This window comes from Pseudomonas sp. 05L36 (assembly GCF_056398125.1).
Genome location: NZ_JBFTOU010000002.1, coordinates 322,976 through 340,791, shown reverse-complemented (window position 1 = coordinate 340,791; position 17,816 = coordinate 322,976). Strand labels below are relative to the sequence as shown.

The 17,816-nt window shown below is 57.5% G+C and carries 13 protein-coding genes; 9 read left to right on the top strand and 4 right to left on the bottom strand.

Annotated features, from left to right (window positions below; genetic code table 11):
• Nucleotides 1–59 precede the first annotated feature (59 nt).
• Nucleotides 60–1,436, bottom strand: coding sequence for a glutamine synthetase family protein (locus AC1DKH_RS03365; protein WP_015097275.1), 1,377 nt, complete (start codon nucleotides 1,434–1,436; stop codon nucleotides 60–62).
• Between the two features lie 667 nt (nucleotides 1,437–2,103).
• Here AC1DKH_RS03365 and AC1DKH_RS03360 point away from each other — a divergent pair.
• The 7 genes from AC1DKH_RS03360 (at nucleotide 2,104) to AC1DKH_RS03330 (ending at nucleotide 10,535) form a co-directional block, all read left to right on the top strand.
• On the top strand, nucleotides 2,104–3,462 hold the full coding sequence (locus tag AC1DKH_RS03360; protein ID WP_477797411.1) for a glutamine synthetase family protein: 1,359 nt from the start codon (nucleotides 2,104–2,106) through the stop codon (nucleotides 3,460–3,462).
• 59 nt (nucleotides 3,463–3,521) lie between these two features.
• Nucleotides 3,522–4,886, top strand: coding sequence for an aspartate aminotransferase family protein (locus AC1DKH_RS03355; RefSeq protein WP_477762982.1), 1,365 nt, complete (start codon nucleotides 3,522–3,524; stop codon nucleotides 4,884–4,886).
• A 171-nt stretch (nucleotides 4,887–5,057) separates the two neighbouring features.
• The gene (locus tag AC1DKH_RS03350; RefSeq protein ID WP_007993128.1) at nucleotides 5,058–6,167 is read left to right on the top strand and encodes a polyamine ABC transporter substrate-binding protein; all 1,110 of its coding nucleotides are present in this window, start codon (nucleotides 5,058–5,060) and stop codon (nucleotides 6,165–6,167) included.
• 250 nt (nucleotides 6,168–6,417) lie between these two features.
• A complete protein-coding gene (locus tag AC1DKH_RS03345; RefSeq protein ID WP_477797410.1) occupies nucleotides 6,418–7,515 on the top strand; it encodes a polyamine ABC transporter substrate-binding protein in 1,098 nt (365 codons plus the stop codon).
• Nucleotides 7,516–7,588: 73 nt separating this feature from the next.
• The gene (locus AC1DKH_RS03340; RefSeq protein WP_477762980.1) at nucleotides 7,589–8,731 is read left to right on the top strand and encodes an ABC transporter ATP-binding protein; all 1,143 of its coding nucleotides are present in this window, start codon (nucleotides 7,589–7,591) and stop codon (nucleotides 8,729–8,731) included.
• 35 nt (nucleotides 8,732–8,766) lie between these two features.
• Complete coding sequence (locus AC1DKH_RS03335) at nucleotides 8,767–9,648, top strand: ABC transporter permease subunit (RefSeq protein ID WP_477753094.1); 882 nt, start codon at nucleotides 8,767–8,769, stop codon at nucleotides 9,646–9,648.
• Nucleotides 9,645–10,535, top strand: coding sequence for an ABC transporter permease subunit (locus AC1DKH_RS03330; protein WP_008015386.1), 891 nt, complete (start codon nucleotides 9,645–9,647; stop codon nucleotides 10,533–10,535). The genes AC1DKH_RS03335 and AC1DKH_RS03330 overlap by 4 nt, the downstream gene beginning before the upstream one ends.
• 89 nt (nucleotides 10,536–10,624) lie before the next feature.
• Here AC1DKH_RS03330 and AC1DKH_RS03325 read toward each other — a convergent pair whose 3' ends face one another.
• Nucleotides 10,625–11,266, bottom strand: coding sequence for an HD domain-containing protein (locus AC1DKH_RS03325; RefSeq protein WP_477797409.1), 642 nt, complete (start codon nucleotides 11,264–11,266; stop codon nucleotides 10,625–10,627).
• A gap of 291 nt (nucleotides 11,267–11,557) precedes the next feature.
• Between AC1DKH_RS03325 and AC1DKH_RS03320 the strand changes: the two genes are divergently transcribed.
• Nucleotides 11,558–12,523 carry a GlxA family transcriptional regulator gene (locus tag AC1DKH_RS03320; protein WP_477797408.1) on the top strand — a complete coding sequence of 322 codons (966 nt, stop codon included), beginning with the start codon at nucleotides 11,558–11,560 and terminating at the stop codon, nucleotides 12,521–12,523.
• 145 nt (nucleotides 12,524–12,668) lie between these two features.
• Here the strand turns inward: AC1DKH_RS03320 and AC1DKH_RS03315 are convergent, their stop codons facing one another.
• Nucleotides 12,669–15,068 carry a penicillin acylase family protein gene (locus AC1DKH_RS03315; RefSeq protein WP_477797407.1) on the bottom strand — a complete coding sequence of 800 codons (2,400 nt, stop codon included), beginning with the start codon at nucleotides 15,066–15,068 and terminating at the stop codon, nucleotides 12,669–12,671.
• Between the two features lie 736 nt (nucleotides 15,069–15,804).
• Between AC1DKH_RS03315 and serS the strand changes: the two genes are divergently transcribed.
• A complete protein-coding gene (serS, locus tag AC1DKH_RS03310; RefSeq protein WP_477797406.1) occupies nucleotides 15,805–17,082 on the top strand; it encodes a serine--tRNA ligase in 1,278 nt (425 codons plus the stop codon).
• A gap of 71 nt (nucleotides 17,083–17,153) precedes the next feature.
• Here the strand turns inward: serS and AC1DKH_RS03305 are convergent, their stop codons facing one another.
• Nucleotides 17,154–17,741 (bottom strand): DUF6436 domain-containing protein, encoded by a 588-nt coding sequence (locus AC1DKH_RS03305; RefSeq protein WP_477797405.1) that lies wholly within the window; start codon nucleotides 17,739–17,741, stop codon nucleotides 17,154–17,156.
• Between the last annotated feature and the right edge of the window lie 75 nt (nucleotides 17,742–17,816).

Sequence of the window (17,816 nt, the reverse complement as noted above, 5' to 3'; positions counted from 1 at the left end):
GCCATAAAAAAACGCCGCAGGCCATGAGGCCGGCGGCGTTTCTTCGCTACTGCAACCGATTAAACGGTATGCAGGTACCAGTTGTACTCGAGGTCGGAGATGGAGTGTTCGAACTCCTCCAGCTCGCTCTCTTTACAGGCCACGAAGATATCGATGTATTTCGGATCGATGTACTTGGCCATGACTTCGCTGTCGTCCAGCTCGCGCAGTGCATCACGCAGGTTGTTCGGCAGGCTCTGCTCGTTCTGCTCGTAGCTGTTGCCTTCGACCGGAGCGCCAGGCTCGATCTTGTTGACCAGGCCGTGGTGCACGCCCGCCAGGACCGAAGCCATCAGCAGGTAAGGGTTGGCATCGGCGCCGGCCACGCGGTGTTCGATGCGCACGGCATCGGCGGAACCGGTCGGTACTCGAATCGCCACAGTGCGGTTATCCAGGCCCCAGCACGGCGAGTTCGGCACGTAGAACTGTGCGCCGAAACGACGGTACGAGTTGACGTTCGGGCAGAGGAACGCCATCTGCGCCGGTAGGGTCTCGAGCACACCGCCGATCGCGTGACGCAGTGCGGCGTTCTGCTCGGGATCCTCACTGGCAAAAATATTCTTGCCGTCTTTGTCGAGAATCGAGATGTGGACGTGCAGACCATTACCCGCCTGGCCCGGGTAAGGCTTGGCCATGAAGGTGGTGTCCATTTCATGGTCGTAGGCGATGTTCTTGATCAGTCGCTTGAGCAGGACCGCGTAGTCGCAGGCCTTGATCGGGTCAGCCACGTGGTGCAGGTTCACTTCGAACTGCGCCGGGGCACTTTCCTTGACGATGGCGTCGGCCGGAATCCCTTGCTCTTTTGCACCTTCCAGAATGTCCTGGAGGCAGTCGACGTATTCGTCGAGGTCGTCGATCAGGTAGACCTGAGTCGAGTGCGGACGTTTGCCGGAAACCGGCGAGCGAGGTGGTTGCGGACGACCGTTCACGTTCTCCTGGTCGATCAGGTAGAACTCCAGTTCGAACGCGGCGCAGATGGTCAGGCCCATTTCGTCGAACTTGCGTACCACATTGGCCAGCACTTCACGCGGGTCGGCGAAAAATGGCTCGCCTTCGAGTTCGTGCATGGTCATCAACAGTTGCGCGGTCGGGCGCTTCTGCCATGGCTCGTTGCATAGGGTATCGGGGATTGGATAGCAGATTCGGTCAGCATCACCGATGTCCAGGCCCAGGCCGGTGCTTTCCACCGTCGAGCCATTGATATCCAGAGCAAATAGAGAGGCCGGCAGGTTGATGCCTTTCTCGTAAACCTTGTGGAGGCTGGTGCGTTCGATGCGCTTGCCGCGCACCACACCATTCATATCCGCAATCAGAAGGTCAACGTACAGAACCTCAGGATGTTCCTTAAGGAACGCGTTCGCTTCGTTAAGCTGAACGGCACGCGGGGGTACCGACATGATGCAACACCTTTGTTGTTAAAAATATCAATCATTGATCTTTTCGGATTCCAGTCAACCCGAATGGCATGCCGAAGTCAAGCGAGGCCTTTTTTGCCCTAAAAAAGCGCTCGTGGGGCTTTTTTGAGGTGCTTTTTGGCGTTTTTATGCCCTTGGCCCCTGTGGCGCCCGCAGGCTTGAGCGGGCCGTGTTGTATTTTTTACGGGGGTGTTGTGTAAAAAAATGAACAAGGCTAAGCTCGAATCAAACCCATAACAGCAATAATACCGGGGTGCTTCATGTCTCGCCTGCCGATAATCGGCGTCACCGACTGCTCAAGACTGGTCGGTCGGCATGTTTGTCACATCAGTGATGACACGCCCGTCCGTTCCGTGGCCTCAGCGGTACCGGTGATCCTCCCATCCGTGACGGTTCAACCGTCCCCGTCCGTTATTCTGGACGGTCGCGATGGCACCCCCATTACGGTTACTCCATTCAATATAGAACCGATTCACAATAGCGGCCTGACCATCGTTCAGGGCTCCGCTCGCGATTCAGCACGCCCGGCCTCTGCAGCCGTGTTGGCAAGCACGATAATCTGCCGCGCAAACGCTCTACGACGCGACGCCGATGCGTCAAACAACGCCTGACCTTAAAAGGGTCAGACAACTCAAGCCTAGAGGCATTTATGAGTAACAACCTCGACCAGCTCACCGATTGGTTGAAAAACCACAAGATCACAGAAGTCGAATGCATGATCGCTGACTTGACCGGGATTACCCGGGGCAAGATTTCGCCGACCAACAAATTCATCGCCGAAAAGGGCATGCGCCTGCCAGAGAGCGTGCTGTTGCAGACCGTGACCGGCGATTACGTCGAAGACGACATCTATTACGAACTGCTCGACCCGGCCGACATCGACATGATCTGCCGTCCCGACCAGAGTGCGGTGTACCTGGTGCCATGGGCCATCGAGCCGACCGCCATCGTCATCCACGATACCTACGACAAGCAAGGCAACCCGATCGAGCTGTCGCCGCGCAACGTGCTCAAGAAAGTCCTGAAACTCTATACCGACAAAGGCTGGCAGCCGATTGTGGCGCCGGAAATGGAGTTCTACCTGACCAAGCGCAGTGACGACCCGGACTACCCGTTGCAGCCGCCGGTCGGTCGCTCCGGTCGCCCGGAAACCGGTCGTCAGTCGTTCTCCATTGAAGCGGCGAACGAGTTCGATCCGCTGTTCGAAGACGTCTACGACTGGTGTGAACTGCAGGACCTTGACCTCGATACGTTGATCCACGAGGACGGCACGGCGCAGATGGAAATCAACTTCCGTCACGGCGATGCCCTGTCCCTGGCCGACCAGATCCTGGTGTTCAAGCGCACCATGCGCGAGGCCGCGCTCAAGCACAACGTCGCCGCGACCTTCATGGCCAAGCCGATGACCGGCGAGCCGGGCAGTGCCATGCACTTGCACCAGAGCATCATCGACATCGAGACCGGCAAGAACATCTTCTCCAATGAAGACGGGACCATGAGCCAGCTGTTCCTGCACCACATCGGTGGCTTGCAGAAGCTCATTCCCGAGCTGTTGCCGCTGTTCGCTCCCAACGTCAACTCGTTCCGCCGCTTCCTGCCGGACACATCGGCGCCGGTGAACGTGGAGTGGGGCGAAGAAAACCGCACGGTGGGCCTGCGGGTGCCGGATGCGGGGCCACAAAATCGTCGGGTGGAAAACCGCCTGCCAGGCGCCGATGCCAACCCGTACCTGGCGATTGCCGCGAGCCTGCTCTGCGGTTACATCGGCATGGTCGAAGGCCTGAACCCGAGTGCGCCGGTGGTGGGACGTGGCTATGAACGCCGCAACCTGCGCCTGCCGCTGACCATCGAAGACGCGCTGGAACGCATGGAAAACAGCGCGATCATCGAGCGTTACCTGGGCAAAAATTTCATCACTGGCTACGTCGCGGTCAAGCGGGCCGAGCATGAAAACTTCAAGCGCGTGATCAGTTCGTGGGAAAGGGAATTCCTGCTCTTTGCCGTCTGATACGTCGGGCGCCGCCGCTACCTGGCGGCGCTTTCACCTGATTTTCTTAGGAGATTCGTATGACCAGCAACAATCCGCAAACCCGTGAATGGCAAACCTTGAGCAATGATCACCACCTGGCTCCGTTCAGCGACTTCAAGCAGCTGAAAGAGAAAGGCCCGCGGATCATTACCAACGCCAAGGGCGTTTACCTCTGGGACAGCGAAGGCAACAAGATTCTCGACGGTATGGCCGGCCTGTGGTGTGTCGCGATTGGTTATGGTCGCGATGAACTGGCCGATGCTGCCAGCAAACAGATGCGCGAGCTGCCTTACTACAACCTGTTCTTCCAGACCGCGCATCCACCGGTACTGGAGCTGGCCAAGGCTATCGCCGACATCGCGCCGCAAGGCATGAACCACGTGTTCTTCACTGGTTCCGGTTCCGAAGGCAACGACACCATGCTGCGTATGGTTCGTCACTACTGGGCGATCAAGGGCCAGCCGAAAAAGAAAGTCATCATCAGCCGCAAGAACGGTTACCACGGTTCTACTGTGGCCGGCGCAAGCCTGGGCGGCATGACGTACATGCACGAACAGGGCGACTTGCCGATCCCGGGCATCGTTCACATTGCCCAGCCGTACTGGTTCGCCGAAGGCGGCGACATGACTCCGGAAGAGTTCGGTGTATGGGCGGCCAACCAGCTGGAAGAAAAGATTCTGGAAGTCGGCGTCGACAACGTCGGTGCCTTTATTGCCGAGCCGATCCAGGGCGCCGGCGGCGTGATCATTCCGCCAGACACCTACTGGCCGCGCATCAAGGAAATCCTCGCCAAGTACGACATCCTGTTCGTGGCTGACGAAGTGATTTGCGGTTTCGGCCGTACCGGCGAGTGGTTCGGTTCCGATTTCTACGGCCTCAAGCCAGACATGATGACCATCGCCAAAGGCCTGACCTCGGGCTACATCCCGATGGGTGGCCTGATCGTGCGCGATGAAGTGGTGGAGGTGCTCAACGAGGGCGGCGACTTCAACCACGGTTTCACCTACTCCGGGCACCCGGTGGCGGCGGCTGTGGGGCTGGAAAACATCCGTATCCTGCGCGACGAAAAAATTGTCGAGCGTGTGAAGGCAGAAACGGCACCGTATTTGCAAAAGCGTCTGCGGGAACTGAACGATCACCCGCTGGTGGGTGAAGTTCGTGGGGTCGGGCTGTTGGGGGCCATCGAACTGGTCCAGGACAAGGCCACTCGCAAGCGTTACGAGGGCAAGGGCGTCGGCATGATCTGCCGTCAGTTCTGCTTCGACAATGGCCTGATCATGCGCGCAGTCGGCGACACCATGATCATCGCTCCGCCACTGGTGATCACGCCGGCGGAAATCGATGAGCTGGTGACCAAGGCTCGCAAGTGCCTTGACCTGACCCTGAGTGCATTGCAGGGCTAGGTGCTAGGCTCAGAGCGAGGGAGCTGCGGCGCTCTTGCTCAAAGCTGTCACAAAGGCCGGTCTTTTCTTGAAAGACCGCCTCGGATCTTGCCAGACTAGCCGCAGTTCCAGTTGTCAGGGTTCGGTCGCTGAACAAAGTGGTTCAAAAAAGAAAAATTTGGAGCATGACGCATGAAGGCATTAGGTAAAAAGCTTGCTGGCAAGACACTTCTCGCCCTGTCCGTCGCGGGCATGATGGCGGGTGCGGTTCAGGCGGACGACAAGGTGTTGCACGTCTACAACTGGTCTGACTACATCGCTCCGGACACCATCGCGAACTTCGAGAAAGAGTCGGGGATCAAGGTCGTTTACGACGTATTCGACAGCAACGAGACCCTGGAAGCCAAACTGCTGGCGGGCAAGTCCGGCTACGACGTGGTCGTGCCATCGAACAACTTCCTGGCCAAGCAGATCAAGGCCGGCGTATATCAGGAGCTGGACCAGTCCAAGCTGCCTAACTGGAAAAACCTGAACCAGGATCTGCTCAAGGCCGTTTCGGTCAGTGACCCTGGCAACAAGCACGCCTTCCCGTACATGTGGGGCTCGATCGGCATCGGTTACAACCCGGAGAAGGTCAAGGCTGCGTTGGGCGTCGATACCATCGACTCCTGGGACGTGCTGCTCAAACCGGAAAACATTGCCAAGCTCAAGGGGTGCGGTGTGAGTTTCCTCGATTCGCCGACCGAAATGCTCCCGGTCGCGCTGCACTACCTGGGCCTGCCAACCGATAGCCAGAAGAAAGAAGACATCAAGAAAGCCGAGGAACTGTTCCTCAAGATTCGTCCTTCGATCACCTACTTCCACTCGTCCAAGTACATCTCGGACCTGGCCAATGGCAACATCTGCGTAGCGGTTGGCTACTCGGGTGACGTTCAGCAGGCCAAGTCCCGTGCCGCAGAGGCGGGTGACAAGGTCAAAGTAAGCTACGCCATTCCGAAAGAAGGCGCTGGCAGCTTCTTCGACATGGTCGCGATTCCCAAGGATGCCGAGAACGTTCAGGGCGCCTACAAGTTCATGACCTTCCTGCAGAAGCCTGAAGTCATGGCCGGTATCACCAACGCCGTACGTTTCCCGAACGGTAACGCCGCTGCAACAGCTCTGGTAGAAAAAGACATCACCAGCGATCCAGGCATCTACCCGCCAGCCGATGTGCAGGCCAAGTTGTATGCCATCGCCGACCTGCCAGCGGCGACCCAGCGTGAAATGACCCGCAGCTGGACCAAGATCAAATCCGGTAAGTAATAAGTAAACCTTGTAGGAGCGAGCTTGCTCGCGAAAAAAACCGAAACGCCGCGGGGTGTCAGGCACAACGCGTTATCGTTGACGACCATCGCGAGCAAGCTCGCTCCTACAAGGGTCGTGGTATCTGCATAAAAGTTTTGCTGGAACGGTTTTTCGAGGGTAAGTTGCGCGCCGGTTTTGTTGCCGGGCAACCACGGTTGTCATGTAACGCGGGGCAACTTGGGCCCAACTAATTTCAGAGGACCTCCACTTGCCTGTTTTTTCTTTCTTGCGCAAAGCCATGCTGGTCGGCGCCGGGCTGACGATTGCTGTCAGTGTCCAGGCCGCCGGCACCGTGCATATTTATAACTGGTCGGACTACATCGGTGAGACCACCCTGGCCGACTTCCAGAAAGAGACCGGTATCAAGCCGGTTTATGACGTGTTCGATTCCAACGAAACCCTGGAAGGCAAGTTGCTGGCCGGGCGTACCGGTTATGACGTGGTCGTGCCGTCGAACCACTTCCTCGGCAAACAGATCAAGGCCGGGGCATTCCAGAAGCTCGACAAGTCGCAGCTGCCGAACTACTCGAACCTCGATCCGGTGCTGCTCAAGCGTCTGGAACAGAACGATCCGGGCAATCTGTACGCCGTGCCGTACCTGTGGGGCACCAACGGCATCGGTTACAACGTCGACAAGGTCAAGGCTGTGCTGGGCGTCGACAAGATCGACTCCTGGGATGTGTTGTTCGAGCCGGAAAACATCAAGAAACTGCACAGCTGTGGCGTCGCGTTCCTCGATTCCGCCGATGAAATGATGCCGACAGTGCTCAACTACATGGGCCTGAATGCCAACAGCACCAACCCTGAAGACTACAAAAAGGCCGAAGCCAAGTTGCTCGCGGTGCGGCCTTACGTGACCTACTTCCACTCTTCGAAATACATCGCGGATCTGGCCAACGGCGACATCTGCGTGGCGATCGGTTTCTCCGGCGACATCTTCCAGGCCAAGCACCGGGCCGAAGAAGCCAAGAAAGGCGTGAACATCGCCTACTCGATTCCGAAAGAGGGCGGCGCGCTCTGGTTCGACATGCTGGCGATTCCGAAGGACTCGGCCAACGTCAAGCAGGCCCACGCCTTCATCAACTATTTGCTCAAGCCTGAGGTGATTGCCCAGGTCAGTGATTACGTCGGCTATGCCAACCCAAACCCTAAGTCGGACAAACTGATGGAACAGTCCATTCGCACCGACGAAGCGGTTTATCCACCGCAAGAGGTGCTCGACAAGACCTACGTGTCCATCGAGCTACCGCCGAATATTCAACGTTTGATGACCCGCAGCTGGACCAAGGTCAAGTCGGGTAAATAGCTTCAAGGCTCAAACTATCCAAGGTTGGCTCACCTTGAGCGAACTGCACTCTTTTTTTCTGGGAGTTTCGTAAATGGCAGTTGCCTCCGGCGCCTATAAGAAAGCCCTCGAGGGCGACCAGTCACCTAAACAGGTGCTGGTCAAAATCGACCGGGTCACGAAGAAGTTCGACGAGACGATTGCCGTGGACGATGTGTCCCTGGAAATCAAGAAAGGCGAAATTTTCGCCCTGCTCGGCGGTTCGGGATCGGGCAAGTCCACGTTGCTGCGCATGCTCGCAGGTTTCGAACGGCCCACGGAGGGGCGCATTTTCCTCGATGGCGAAGACATCACTGACATGCCGCCCTACGAGCGGCCGATCAACATGATGTTCCAGTCCTACGCCTTGTTCCCGCACATGACCGTGGCGCAGAACATCGCCTTCGGCCTCAAGCAGGACAAGCTGCCGAACGCTGAAGTCGATGCCCGCGTGGCCGACATGCTCAAGCTGGTACAGATGAGTCAGTACGCCAAGCGCAAGCCGCATCAGTTGTCCGGCGGGCAGCGTCAGCGCGTGGCCCTGGCCCGTTCCCTGGCCAAGCGTCCGAAATTGCTGCTGCTCGACGAACCGATGGGCGCACTGGACAAGAAGCTGCGTTCGCAAATGCAGCTGGAGCTGGTGGAGATCATCGAGCGCGTCGGCGTAACCTGCGTCATGGTGACCCACGACCAGGAAGAGGCCATGACCATGGCCGAGCGCATCGCGATCATGCACCTGGGCTGGATCGCCCAGATCGGCAGCCCGATCGACATCTACGAAACCCCGACCAGTCGCCTGGTCTGCGAATTCATCGGTAACGTGAACATCTTCGAAGGCGAAGTGATCGACGACGCCGAAGGCCACGCGATCATTACCTGCCAAGACCTGGATCGTCAGATCTACGTCGGCCACGGAATCAGCACTTCGGTGCAGGACAAGTCGGTTACCTACGCGATACGTCCGGAAAAACTGCTGGTCACCGCCGACATGCCGACCTGCCAGTACAACTGGTCCAGCGGCAAGGTGCACGACATCGCCTACCTCGGCGGCCATTCGGTGTTCTACGTCGAACTGCCAAGTGGCAAGCTGGTGCAGTCGTTCGTGGCCAACGCCGAACGTCGCGGGCAGCGTCCGACCTGGGGTGATCAGGTCTACGTGTACTGGGAAGACGACAGCGGCGTGGTACTTCGCTCATGAACATGCGCAAATTCAAACGTCGTCTCGATCGAATAATTCCCGGTGGCCGTCAGATGGTCATCGGCATTCCATTCATCTGGCTGTTCCTGTTCTTCATGCTGCCGTTTTTCATCGTCCTGAAGATCAGCTTCGCCGAAGCGGACGTGGCCATTCCGCCGTACACCGAAATCTACAGCTACGCCGAGCAGAAGCTGCAGTTGCTGCTTAACCTGGGCAACTACGCGATGCTGGCCGGTGACGAGCTGTACATCGCCGCTTACCTCGGCTCGTTGAAGATGGCGCTTTTCAGCACCATCCTCTGCCTGCTGATCGGCTACCCGATGGCCTACGGCATCTCCGTTGCCCGCAAGGAAATGCAGACGGTGCTGGTGCTGCTGATCATGATGCCGACCTGGACCGCGATCCTGATCCGCGTTTATGCGTGGATGGGCATCCTCAGCAACAACGGCCTGCTCAACGGTTTCCTGATGAGCATGGGCTGGATCGACGAACCGCTGCAGATCCTCAACACCAACCTGGCGGTCTACATCGGCGTGGTCTATTCCTACCTGCCGTTCATGATCCTGCCGCTGTACGCCAACCTGGTGAAGCACGACCAGAGCCTGCTGGAAGCCGCGTCGGACCTGGGGTCGAGCACCTTCAACAGCTTCTGGAAAATCACCGTGCCGCTGTCGAAAAACGGCATCATCGCAGGCTGCATGCTGGTGTTCATCCCGGTGGTGGGCGAGTTCGTGATCCCGGAACTGCTCGGCGGTCCGGAAACCCTGATGATCGGTAAAGTACTCTGGCAGGAGTTCTTCAACAACCGTGACTGGCCGGTGGCGTCTGCCCTGGCGGTGGTGATGCTGGCGATCCTGATTGTGCCGATCATTCTGTTCAACCGCAGTCAGGCCAAGGAAATGGAGGGTAAGGAATGAAGCGCTTCCGTTTCTCCAGCCTGATGCTGGTACTGGGTCTGTTGTTCATCTACCTGCCGATGCTGATCCTGGTGATCTACTCGTTCAACGCCTCCAAACTGGTAACGGTGTGGGGCGGCTGGTCGATCAAGTGGTACGTCGGCCTGCTCGACAACACCCAGCTGATGGGCTCGGTGGTGCGTTCGCTGGAAATCGCCTGCTACACGGCGGTGGCGGCGGTGGCACTGGGTACATTGGCAGCGTTTGTCCTGACGCGCATCACCCGTTTCAAGGGCCGTACCCTGTTCGGTGGCCTGGTGACTGCGCCACTGGTGATGCCTGAGGTGATCACCGGTCTGTCGCTGTTGCTGCTGTTCGTGGCCATGGCGCAGATGATCGGTTGGCCGCAGGAACGCGGCATCGTCACCATCTGGATCGCCCACACCACGTTCTGTGCGGCCTATGTGGCGGTGGTGGTCTCGGCGCGTTTGCGCGAGCTGGACCTGTCCATCGAAGAGGCGGCCATGGACCTGGGCGCGAAACCGTGGAAGGTGTTCTTCCTGATCACCATCCCGATGATCGCCCCATCGCTGGCAGCGGGCGGCATGATGTCCTTCGCGCTGTCCCTCGATGACCTGGTGCTGGCGAGCTTCGTGTCGGGTCCGGGTTCCACGACCCTGCCGATGGAAGTGTTCTCGGCGGTGCGTCTGGGCGTGAAGCCCGAGATCAACGCCGTGGCCAGCCTGATCCTGCTGGCGGTGTCGATCGTGACCTTCATGGTCTGGTTCTTCAGCCGCCGTGCCGAAGAAAGCCGCAAGCGTGCGATCCAGCAAGCGATCGAAGAAGCGGCAGCCGATTCGTGGAAGCAACCGGACGTGCGTCGCGCACAGGCACCGGAAGCGGCTTAACAGCAAAAGATCGCAGCCTGCGGCAGCTCCTACAGAGGAATACGGTTCCCTGTAGGAGCTGCCGCAGGCTGCGATCTTTTGATTTTTGGTTAGGTCACCCAAGGGGATTTGCGAATGACCTCGACGAAATTCATCGGCTTGAACCCCGGCTCCTGATCTACCAATACGTCAGTCTTCACATTACCGAACGTGGTCTGCGGACGATGGCGCAAACCGTCGGCAAATGCGCAGATGATGCACTCCTTGAATCCCTCGCCCCGTGGATGTGCATGCACCACTGCTTCGCGCTGCACGCTGGAAAACGCCGCGTAGTCCATGCCCAGCACGTCCATCTCGACGCCAGCCGTGACCAGCGCCACGGTGGGCCGCAAGTGCTGAGGCACGCCCGGTGTGGTGTGCAGGGCAATCGATAGCCAGACCTGTTCGATGTCGTCATCGCTCAATCCGTAAGGCTTGAGAAATGCGGCTGCCGCATTGGCACCGTCGACTTCGAAGCGCTCGTTGTCGCTGCGATGACCTTGCACCAGGCCCAGGTCATGGAACATCGAGCCGACGTACAGTAACTCCGGGTTGTAGGCCAGTTGCTTGCGCTCACCGCTCAGTGCACCGAACAGGAAGACCCGGCGCGAGTGGTGGTAGAGCAGGTCCGATTCGATGTCACGGATGTATTCGGTGGTGGCCTTGGCCAATGTGCTGTCGGGGATCTTGATGCCGGCGATGGTGGTGCTCATGGAGTTTTCCTCGTCGTGATGAGGGTTTCAGTCTGTTCCGGCCCCCGAAACCGGACAATCGATCCATGGCTGCGATCCCGGCCAATGAGCGTGCATATCGCGCCAACCTCGCTTGTTGGACCTGGATTGGCTAGGGTGCATGCAGACCCTGTAGGAGCGAGCCTGCTCGCGATGCACGTGAGGGCGCCGCGTACATCCAGGTAGCCCCCGTCATCGTTGATGTCCATCGCGAGCAAGCTCGCTCCTACAGGTGTGCGTTGCAATTCAATGCCATCAGAGGCGCTTCGAACCATGAGTAAAACCGTTGCCATCGTGGTGTTCGCCGGTGTCCAGTCGCTGGATATCACTGGCCCCATGGATGTGTTTTCCGAGGCCAATCGTTTCCTCGCCCCGCAGGATCACTACCGGCTGGAAGTGATCGGCGTCGAGCACGGAATGATGGCGTGCTCCAACGGTTTGGCGCTCAATGCCCATCGGCATTTCAGCGAAGCGCTGGAGGCGTATGACCTGTTGCTGGTGGCCGGGGGGCCGCAGTTGCCGTTCGTGGATTTCGGTGTGGCATTCGATGGCTGGATGCGCGATGCCTGTGCGCGGGCCAAGCGCTTCGGCTCGATCTGCAATGGAGCGTTTATGCTCGCTCGGGCGGGGTTGCTGGAAGAGCGCACGGTCACTACCCACTGGAATGATGCGTCGGCGCTGGCAATGTTGTGCCCGTCGACCCGGGTTGAAGCGGATCGCCTTTACGTAGAGGACGGGGAGCTGTTCACCTCGGCCGGGGTCACAGCGGGCATCGATCTGTCCCTGTATCTGCTGGGCAAGGATCACGGGCCGGAAGTTGCACTGAACGTCGCCAAGCGGCTGGTGGTGTTCACCCAGCGTTCGGGCGGGCAGTCGCAATTCAGCCCGTTCCTCACGCCCCACGCCGAACCGGATTCGGCGGTGGCGATGGTCCAGCACTACGTGCTGGCCAATCTGACGGGCGACCTGACCATCGCCGACCTGGCCAATGCCGCCAACATGAGCGCGCGCAACTTCTCCCGGGTGTTCGCCAGGGAAGCGAAAATCACCCCGGCCGAGTTCGTCGAGCGCGCACGGGTCGATGCTGCGAGGACACTGCTGGAAAGCACCCGCGCACCGCTCAAGACCGTGGCCTATCAATGCGGCTTTCGCGATGCCCAGCACATGCGCAGTGTGTTCAATCGTAGATTGGGGGTGACGCCGCAGCAGTTTCGGTTGAATTTTGCGGCGATGGTTTGAGGAGACATTGTTGTTGTCTGTCAGGTCCCCATCGCGAGCAGGCTCGCTCCTACAGGGATCGCTGTCGAACACAAATTTTGTGAACACCAGAAAAACCTGTAGGAGCGAGCCTGCTCGCGATGTGGCCAGCCCGGCCAGCAAAAATCTATGGCGCAGCCCGCGCCGGCAACAGCTTCAAGGTGCTGCGGGTATTGGCCGTGACTTCCTCATCATTGAGATGCGCCTGGAAGTACATCCCCTCGATGTAGGCCTCGGCCTGATCATCATAGTGACTGTCGAACAGTACGCCGCTCTGGCCGACCGGGTTGACGGTCAGGCTATGGGCCGGGTCGGCGAAGTCGATCAGGCGCCGGGTCGAAGGGCCGTAGGTGACAGGCCACGGAGCCGGGCCGATCTTCGCCGAAAGGTTGTTCGGCACTTCATGACTGCCGGGTGCGGCGAAGGGGCCGACATTGAAGAACAGGTCCAGCGGCTTTTGCTGCCCCAGCGGATGGCCATGGGTCAATGTGTGCGCGCTGCCCCACTGCCATTGCGAGGCGTCTGCGCCGAGGGTGCTCTTGAGGTGCGCGAGGCTGGCTTGCCAAGCGGCCTTCACCGTGTCTGCACGGGTTTCCTTGCCCTGGGTGTTGCGGTTGTCCCACCACGGTGAGTCGGCGCTGGCAGTCAGGCGGGGGAGCGCGGCATCGATCACCCGGGTCGAGAGCAGCGTTTCAAAGAAGTCGTTACCCAGTTCATCGTGCATCGTCGCGTCAGCCAGGTTGAACAGGAACTGGTTGAACAGCGTGGCGCTGGTCGAGTCGAGGGGGTAATCGCCTTGCCACTGGGCCAGTTGCTCCACCAGTTTGAGTTCGGCGGGATCGCTCACCACTTCGCGCAGTACCGGCAGCAGCGGTGCCAACAGGCGCGGGCCGTAGGCGGTGGTGGTGCCCAGTTGCAGCTTCTGGCTGTTTTCCAGGTCCCATTTGACGGTTTTGTCGCTGAGCTGGCGATTGAGTTGCTGGCCACGATCGGCAAGGTTGTAATAGCCGGGAATATCCATGCCGGTCGGCGACACTGGCTGGAAGTTGGCCGAGACGATGTAGCCCCGCGCCGGGTTTTCTTCCTGAGGGTTAGAACTGAACGGGTAGAAGCCGTCCTTGTCCGCCTCTGCGGTGCTGCCGTCGAGGATGAACCACGGGCGTACACCCGCCGGACGTTTAGGCAATTGCGCCGCCGCCCACCAGCCGATGTCACCCTTGGCATTGGCCCAGACAACGTTCAGGCCCGGTGCCTGGATTTTTGCCGCGGCACCACGGGCCTTGGCCAGGGTGTCGGCGCGATTGAGCTGGTAGAAGCCCTCCAGAATCGGATTCTGGCTTTCGAGAAACGCCCACCACATGGCAATCGGCGTCTTGCCGACGCCGTTGCTAAGGGCATCGTTGACGATCGGGCCGTGGGGCGACTGGCGCAGCACCAGCGTCACCGGTGCCTGGCCCTTGACCGCGATCTGCTGTTCGCTGGTCGTCATGTCCACCCACTTGCCGCGATACCAGACCTGATTGGGGTTGTCCGGGTTGACCTTCTCGGCGATCAGGTCGAGGTCGTCGTTCTGGAACATGGTGATGCTCCAGCCGAAGTCGCGGTTCATGCCCAGCGACGCAAACGGCATAAGCGCCTGATAGTGGCCGTAGAGTTCAAAGCCCGGCGCCGAGAGCTGCGCTTCGTACCACACCGACGGCGCGGAAAAACGGATATGCGGATCACCCGCCAGCAGCGGCTTGCCGCTTTGCGTCCGACTGCCTGCGACGACCCAGGCGTTGCTGCCCTCGAACTGTGGCAGGCCGTTGTCCGCCAGGGCTCGTTCGCTCAGACGGGCGAGGGCGTTGAGATCTTTCCAGTCGGCGCTGGCCAAGGGGGTGCCGGTCCCGTTGAGCACGCCCTTGGGCTGCCAGTCGAGATCGAAGATGTTCAGGTATTCGGGCCCCAGTTGATCGCGCACGAATGTCAGCAAGGGTTCGGTACGAAATGCCGCGGCAAAACTGTAGGCCATGTAACCGGCGATGCTGATGGTGTCCTGGGCGGTGAACGGGCGTTTTGGAATGCCCAGCACATCGAACTCCACGGGTTTTGCGTGGCTGTCCTGATACTGGTTGATGCCGTCCACATAGGCTTGCATGGCGATAAAGGAGGGCGACTGTTTGTCGAGATTCGCGAAGTAGGTTTCGGCGCGTTCGCGAATGCGCAGGCTGCGCATCAGTTTGTCGGTGTCGAGCAGTTTCGGCCCGAGCACTTCAGCCAGTTCGCCACGGGCCAAGCGACGCAGGACTTCCATCTGGAACAGGCGGTCCTGGGCATGCACATAGCCGAGAGCGCGGTACAGGTCGGTTTCGTTGTCGGCGCGGATGTGCGGGACACCGCGCTCGTCGTAGCGCACGGTGACGGAGCCTTGCAGGTGTTGCAGTTCCACCATGCCCTGGCGTGACGGCTGCTTGCTGTAGAGGTATCCGCCGGCCCCGGCGGCCAGCACGACGATCAACAGCACGAGAGCGGTCAGGCTGCGTTTCATGGCGACTCCTTGTTGTTATTGTGATTCCTGGAGCGACTGTTTAACACGACGCGCCAGTCTGATGCATCGCCCGTAGGAGGGATTCGTATTTCAACGTCTTTGCTACTTCGTGGGGTCGACAGGCCAAGGTCGGAAATACCCCACCGCAAGTGTGTGCGTGGCAATCACAAGAAAGTGCCACTAAATCTACGAACTCCATCTTCTAGTGTTCGTTGTCGTGTCTGGATTAAACAGTATTGCGTATGGGTTGTTTAAAGTGGTGTCTCGAATATAGGTAATTCCCTGCGCATAATTAGTACGTCTCCTACGCAACGGCTGGTTGCTGGTTCGTACTGCGAAGTATATAAAATAGTTGAGTCAAAAGTTGGCGGACTAATGAGTAAGTTTTAGGCGGAAGAACATGATCTATAGCGTTGATGTCGCTGATTTAGGAGTAATGAAGCGGCAGTATATTTTTGGATGAGTAGCGGATTAATGCGGTTGAGGTGATGTGGTTATAGGAAATTTCCTTCGTTAATTAGCGAATTATACTACAAAAATAGCATTGCGAGTTATTGCCAGGCTGACTATAAAGAACACAAGTGATTTGGGTGGTGTGGTGATCTATCCCTCTTTGAATGCTTGGTGATAGTGATATACGGTCGAAGCGCTGGTCGTTTAAGTACGGTGAGTTTTTAAGGCGGTAGCTGAAGCCGTCTATTTTTGTAAGTATTGGAAAGATGTGTGGGTATTTAATATGATAGATATAAAACAGCTGCAGGAAAACTATCAGTCGATGAAGTCCAATTTATCGGCAAGAAATATAAGGGTCGATTTGGATCGTATTATTTCTCTCTATGAGGACGTCAAATCGCAAAAGAGAGAGCTTGAGGATATGCAAGGTAAGTTGAATGCTCTTTCGAAAGGTCCCAAAAATAGTGCCTCAACGGCGGAAAGCCCACCGTCCGTCGCGATGAGTACGATGACATTAAAGGGTGCAATTATAAAGGCTAAGGAGAGGTTTAATTTACTTGATGCGGAATTTTCATTGTGTGTCCGCCAATTACCAAATTGGACTTCGTCAGATGTGCCAATTGGCCTCAGCGATGAAGATAACTTAACTGTTCGAGTAAGTGGAGACATTCCCAAGTTTTCCTTTCCCAGTAAGGATCATCTTGAATTGGGGCGTAAACTCGACTTGCTTGATTTTGACTCGGGTGCAAAAGTCGCAGGCTCAAAATTTTATTTTCTTAAAAATCAAGCAGTGTTCCTCCAGCACGCACTGAAGAGCTATATTTTCAACAAAGCATTGAAGGCCGGCTTCACACCGTTGCAGACGCCGGACATATCTTACAATCATATAATGGAGGGCGTAGGATTTTCTCCTAAAGGGGACGAAAGCAATACGTACGAACTGGGTGGCCTAGATAAGAGTCTTATCGCTACAGCCGAAATATGTATTGCCGGTATGCATTCTGATGAGGTAATTGATCTTGCTCGACTGCCACTTCTGTATATTGCCGAAAGCCATTGTTTTAGGCGAGAAGCTGGGGCTTCCGGTAAGTCTAGTAAAGGCCTGTATAGGGTCCATCAATTTGAAAAATTAGAATTATTTGTAGTGTGTCTGCCCGAGGATAGCGCTGAATATCATGAAAAAATTCTTGCATTGCAGGAAGAGATTTATACCGAGCTTGGTATTCCGTATCGAGTCGTACTAAATTGCACTGGCGATTTGGGGGCGCCGGCGTACAAAAAATATGATATCGAGGCCTGGATGCCGGGTAAAGGCACTGCCGGGGAATATGGTGAAATAACCTCTGCAAGTAATTGTACTGACTATCAAGCGCGACGCCTTAATATAAAATATAAGGATCCTCTTTTGAAACGAAATCAGTATGTTCATACCCTCAATGGAACCGCTTCGGCCCTAGGTAGAACAATGATCGCAATTTTGGAAAATTTTCAAAAGGCTGACGGCTCGGTGGAGATTCCTGAGCCATTAAGGCGTTATCTGGATTTTGAATATATTGTCTAAAAGCTCCGACTAATATCATAAATCTACTAAGGCAGTATATGCCCATCCTGACTTCAGGTGGGCGTACTGCATCAATTGTCTTTTGCAGTATTTTTTGGCCACGGGCAGTAACACCCCACAGCCAATGTGTGCGTGGCACTGACTGCACGGCCTTCATCCAGCGCTTGCAGGATGGGTTCGATAAAACTGTTGCTCGAATTGCAGGTAAGGCCTTCGCTGTACGGGCCGAAGTACGCCAGTTTGCCGCTGCGATCCCAGATCGCCACGGCCGGGCTGGCGGGGATCTGTTCGGAACCGGGCAGGATGTCGATGGATTTGAGGCTGCTCAAGGTGCCCGGCAACTGGCCGTGGCTTCCGGGTTTTTGCACGACATAGAATTCCACGCCATGGGGTACATAGCGCTCGACCAGTTCGGTCAGGTGTTGTTGATTGCCGACATTGCACGGGCAGGCCGGGTCCCAGAAATGCACCAGGCGGATGGCGCCAGGGCCGGCGAGGGATTCGGGAAGGCGTAGCGGATCACCCGAAAACATCGCGGTGTGCTCGCTGAACGTGCGCAGGTAACGCCCCTGGAACCAGTCGTAGGCCGCCCACAACACGCCGGCACACATCACGGCGAGCAGGCAGGCAAACAGGGCGGCGCGAAAGGGCGAGTGCATCGGTTCAGTCCTCGAAGGTCGGCTAGCTTGCCATGCTTGCCGCGACAGAAGAATATCGCAGGCCTATAAAGTCCG

Excerpts from the sequence above, each read along its gene's own strand:
- AC1DKH_RS03365 (WP_015097275.1), bottom strand. The coding sequence starts at position 1,436 with ATGTCGGTACCCCCGCGTGCCGTTCAGCTTAACGAAGCGAACGCGTTC.
- AC1DKH_RS03360 (WP_477797411.1), top strand. The coding sequence starts at position 2,104 with ATGAGTAACAACCTCGACCAGCTCACCGATTGGTTGAAAAACCACAAG.
- AC1DKH_RS03355 (WP_477762982.1), top strand. The coding sequence starts at position 3,522 with ATGACCAGCAACAATCCGCAAACCCGTGAATGGCAAACCTTGAGCAAT.
- AC1DKH_RS03350 (WP_007993128.1), top strand. The coding sequence starts at position 5,058 with ATGAAGGCATTAGGTAAAAAGCTTGCTGGCAAGACACTTCTCGCCCTG.
- AC1DKH_RS03340 (WP_477762980.1), top strand. The coding sequence starts at position 7,589 with ATGGCAGTTGCCTCCGGCGCCTATAAGAAAGCCCTCGAGGGCGACCAG.
- AC1DKH_RS03330 (WP_008015386.1), top strand. The coding sequence starts at position 9,645 with ATGAAGCGCTTCCGTTTCTCCAGCCTGATGCTGGTACTGGGTCTGTTG.
- AC1DKH_RS03325 (WP_477797409.1), bottom strand. The coding sequence starts at position 11,266 with ATGAGCACCACCATCGCCGGCATCAAGATCCCCGACAGCACATTGGCC.
- AC1DKH_RS03320 (WP_477797408.1), top strand. The coding sequence starts at position 11,558 with ATGAGTAAAACCGTTGCCATCGTGGTGTTCGCCGGTGTCCAGTCGCTG.
- AC1DKH_RS03315 (WP_477797407.1), bottom strand. The coding sequence starts at position 15,068 with ATGAAACGCAGCCTGACCGCTCTCGTGCTGTTGATCGTCGTGCTGGCC.
- serS (WP_477797406.1), top strand. The coding sequence starts at position 15,805 with ATGATAGATATAAAACAGCTGCAGGAAAACTATCAGTCGATGAAGTCC.
- AC1DKH_RS03305 (WP_477797405.1), bottom strand. The coding sequence starts at position 17,741 with ATGCACTCGCCCTTTCGCGCCGCCCTGTTTGCCTGCCTGCTCGCCGTG.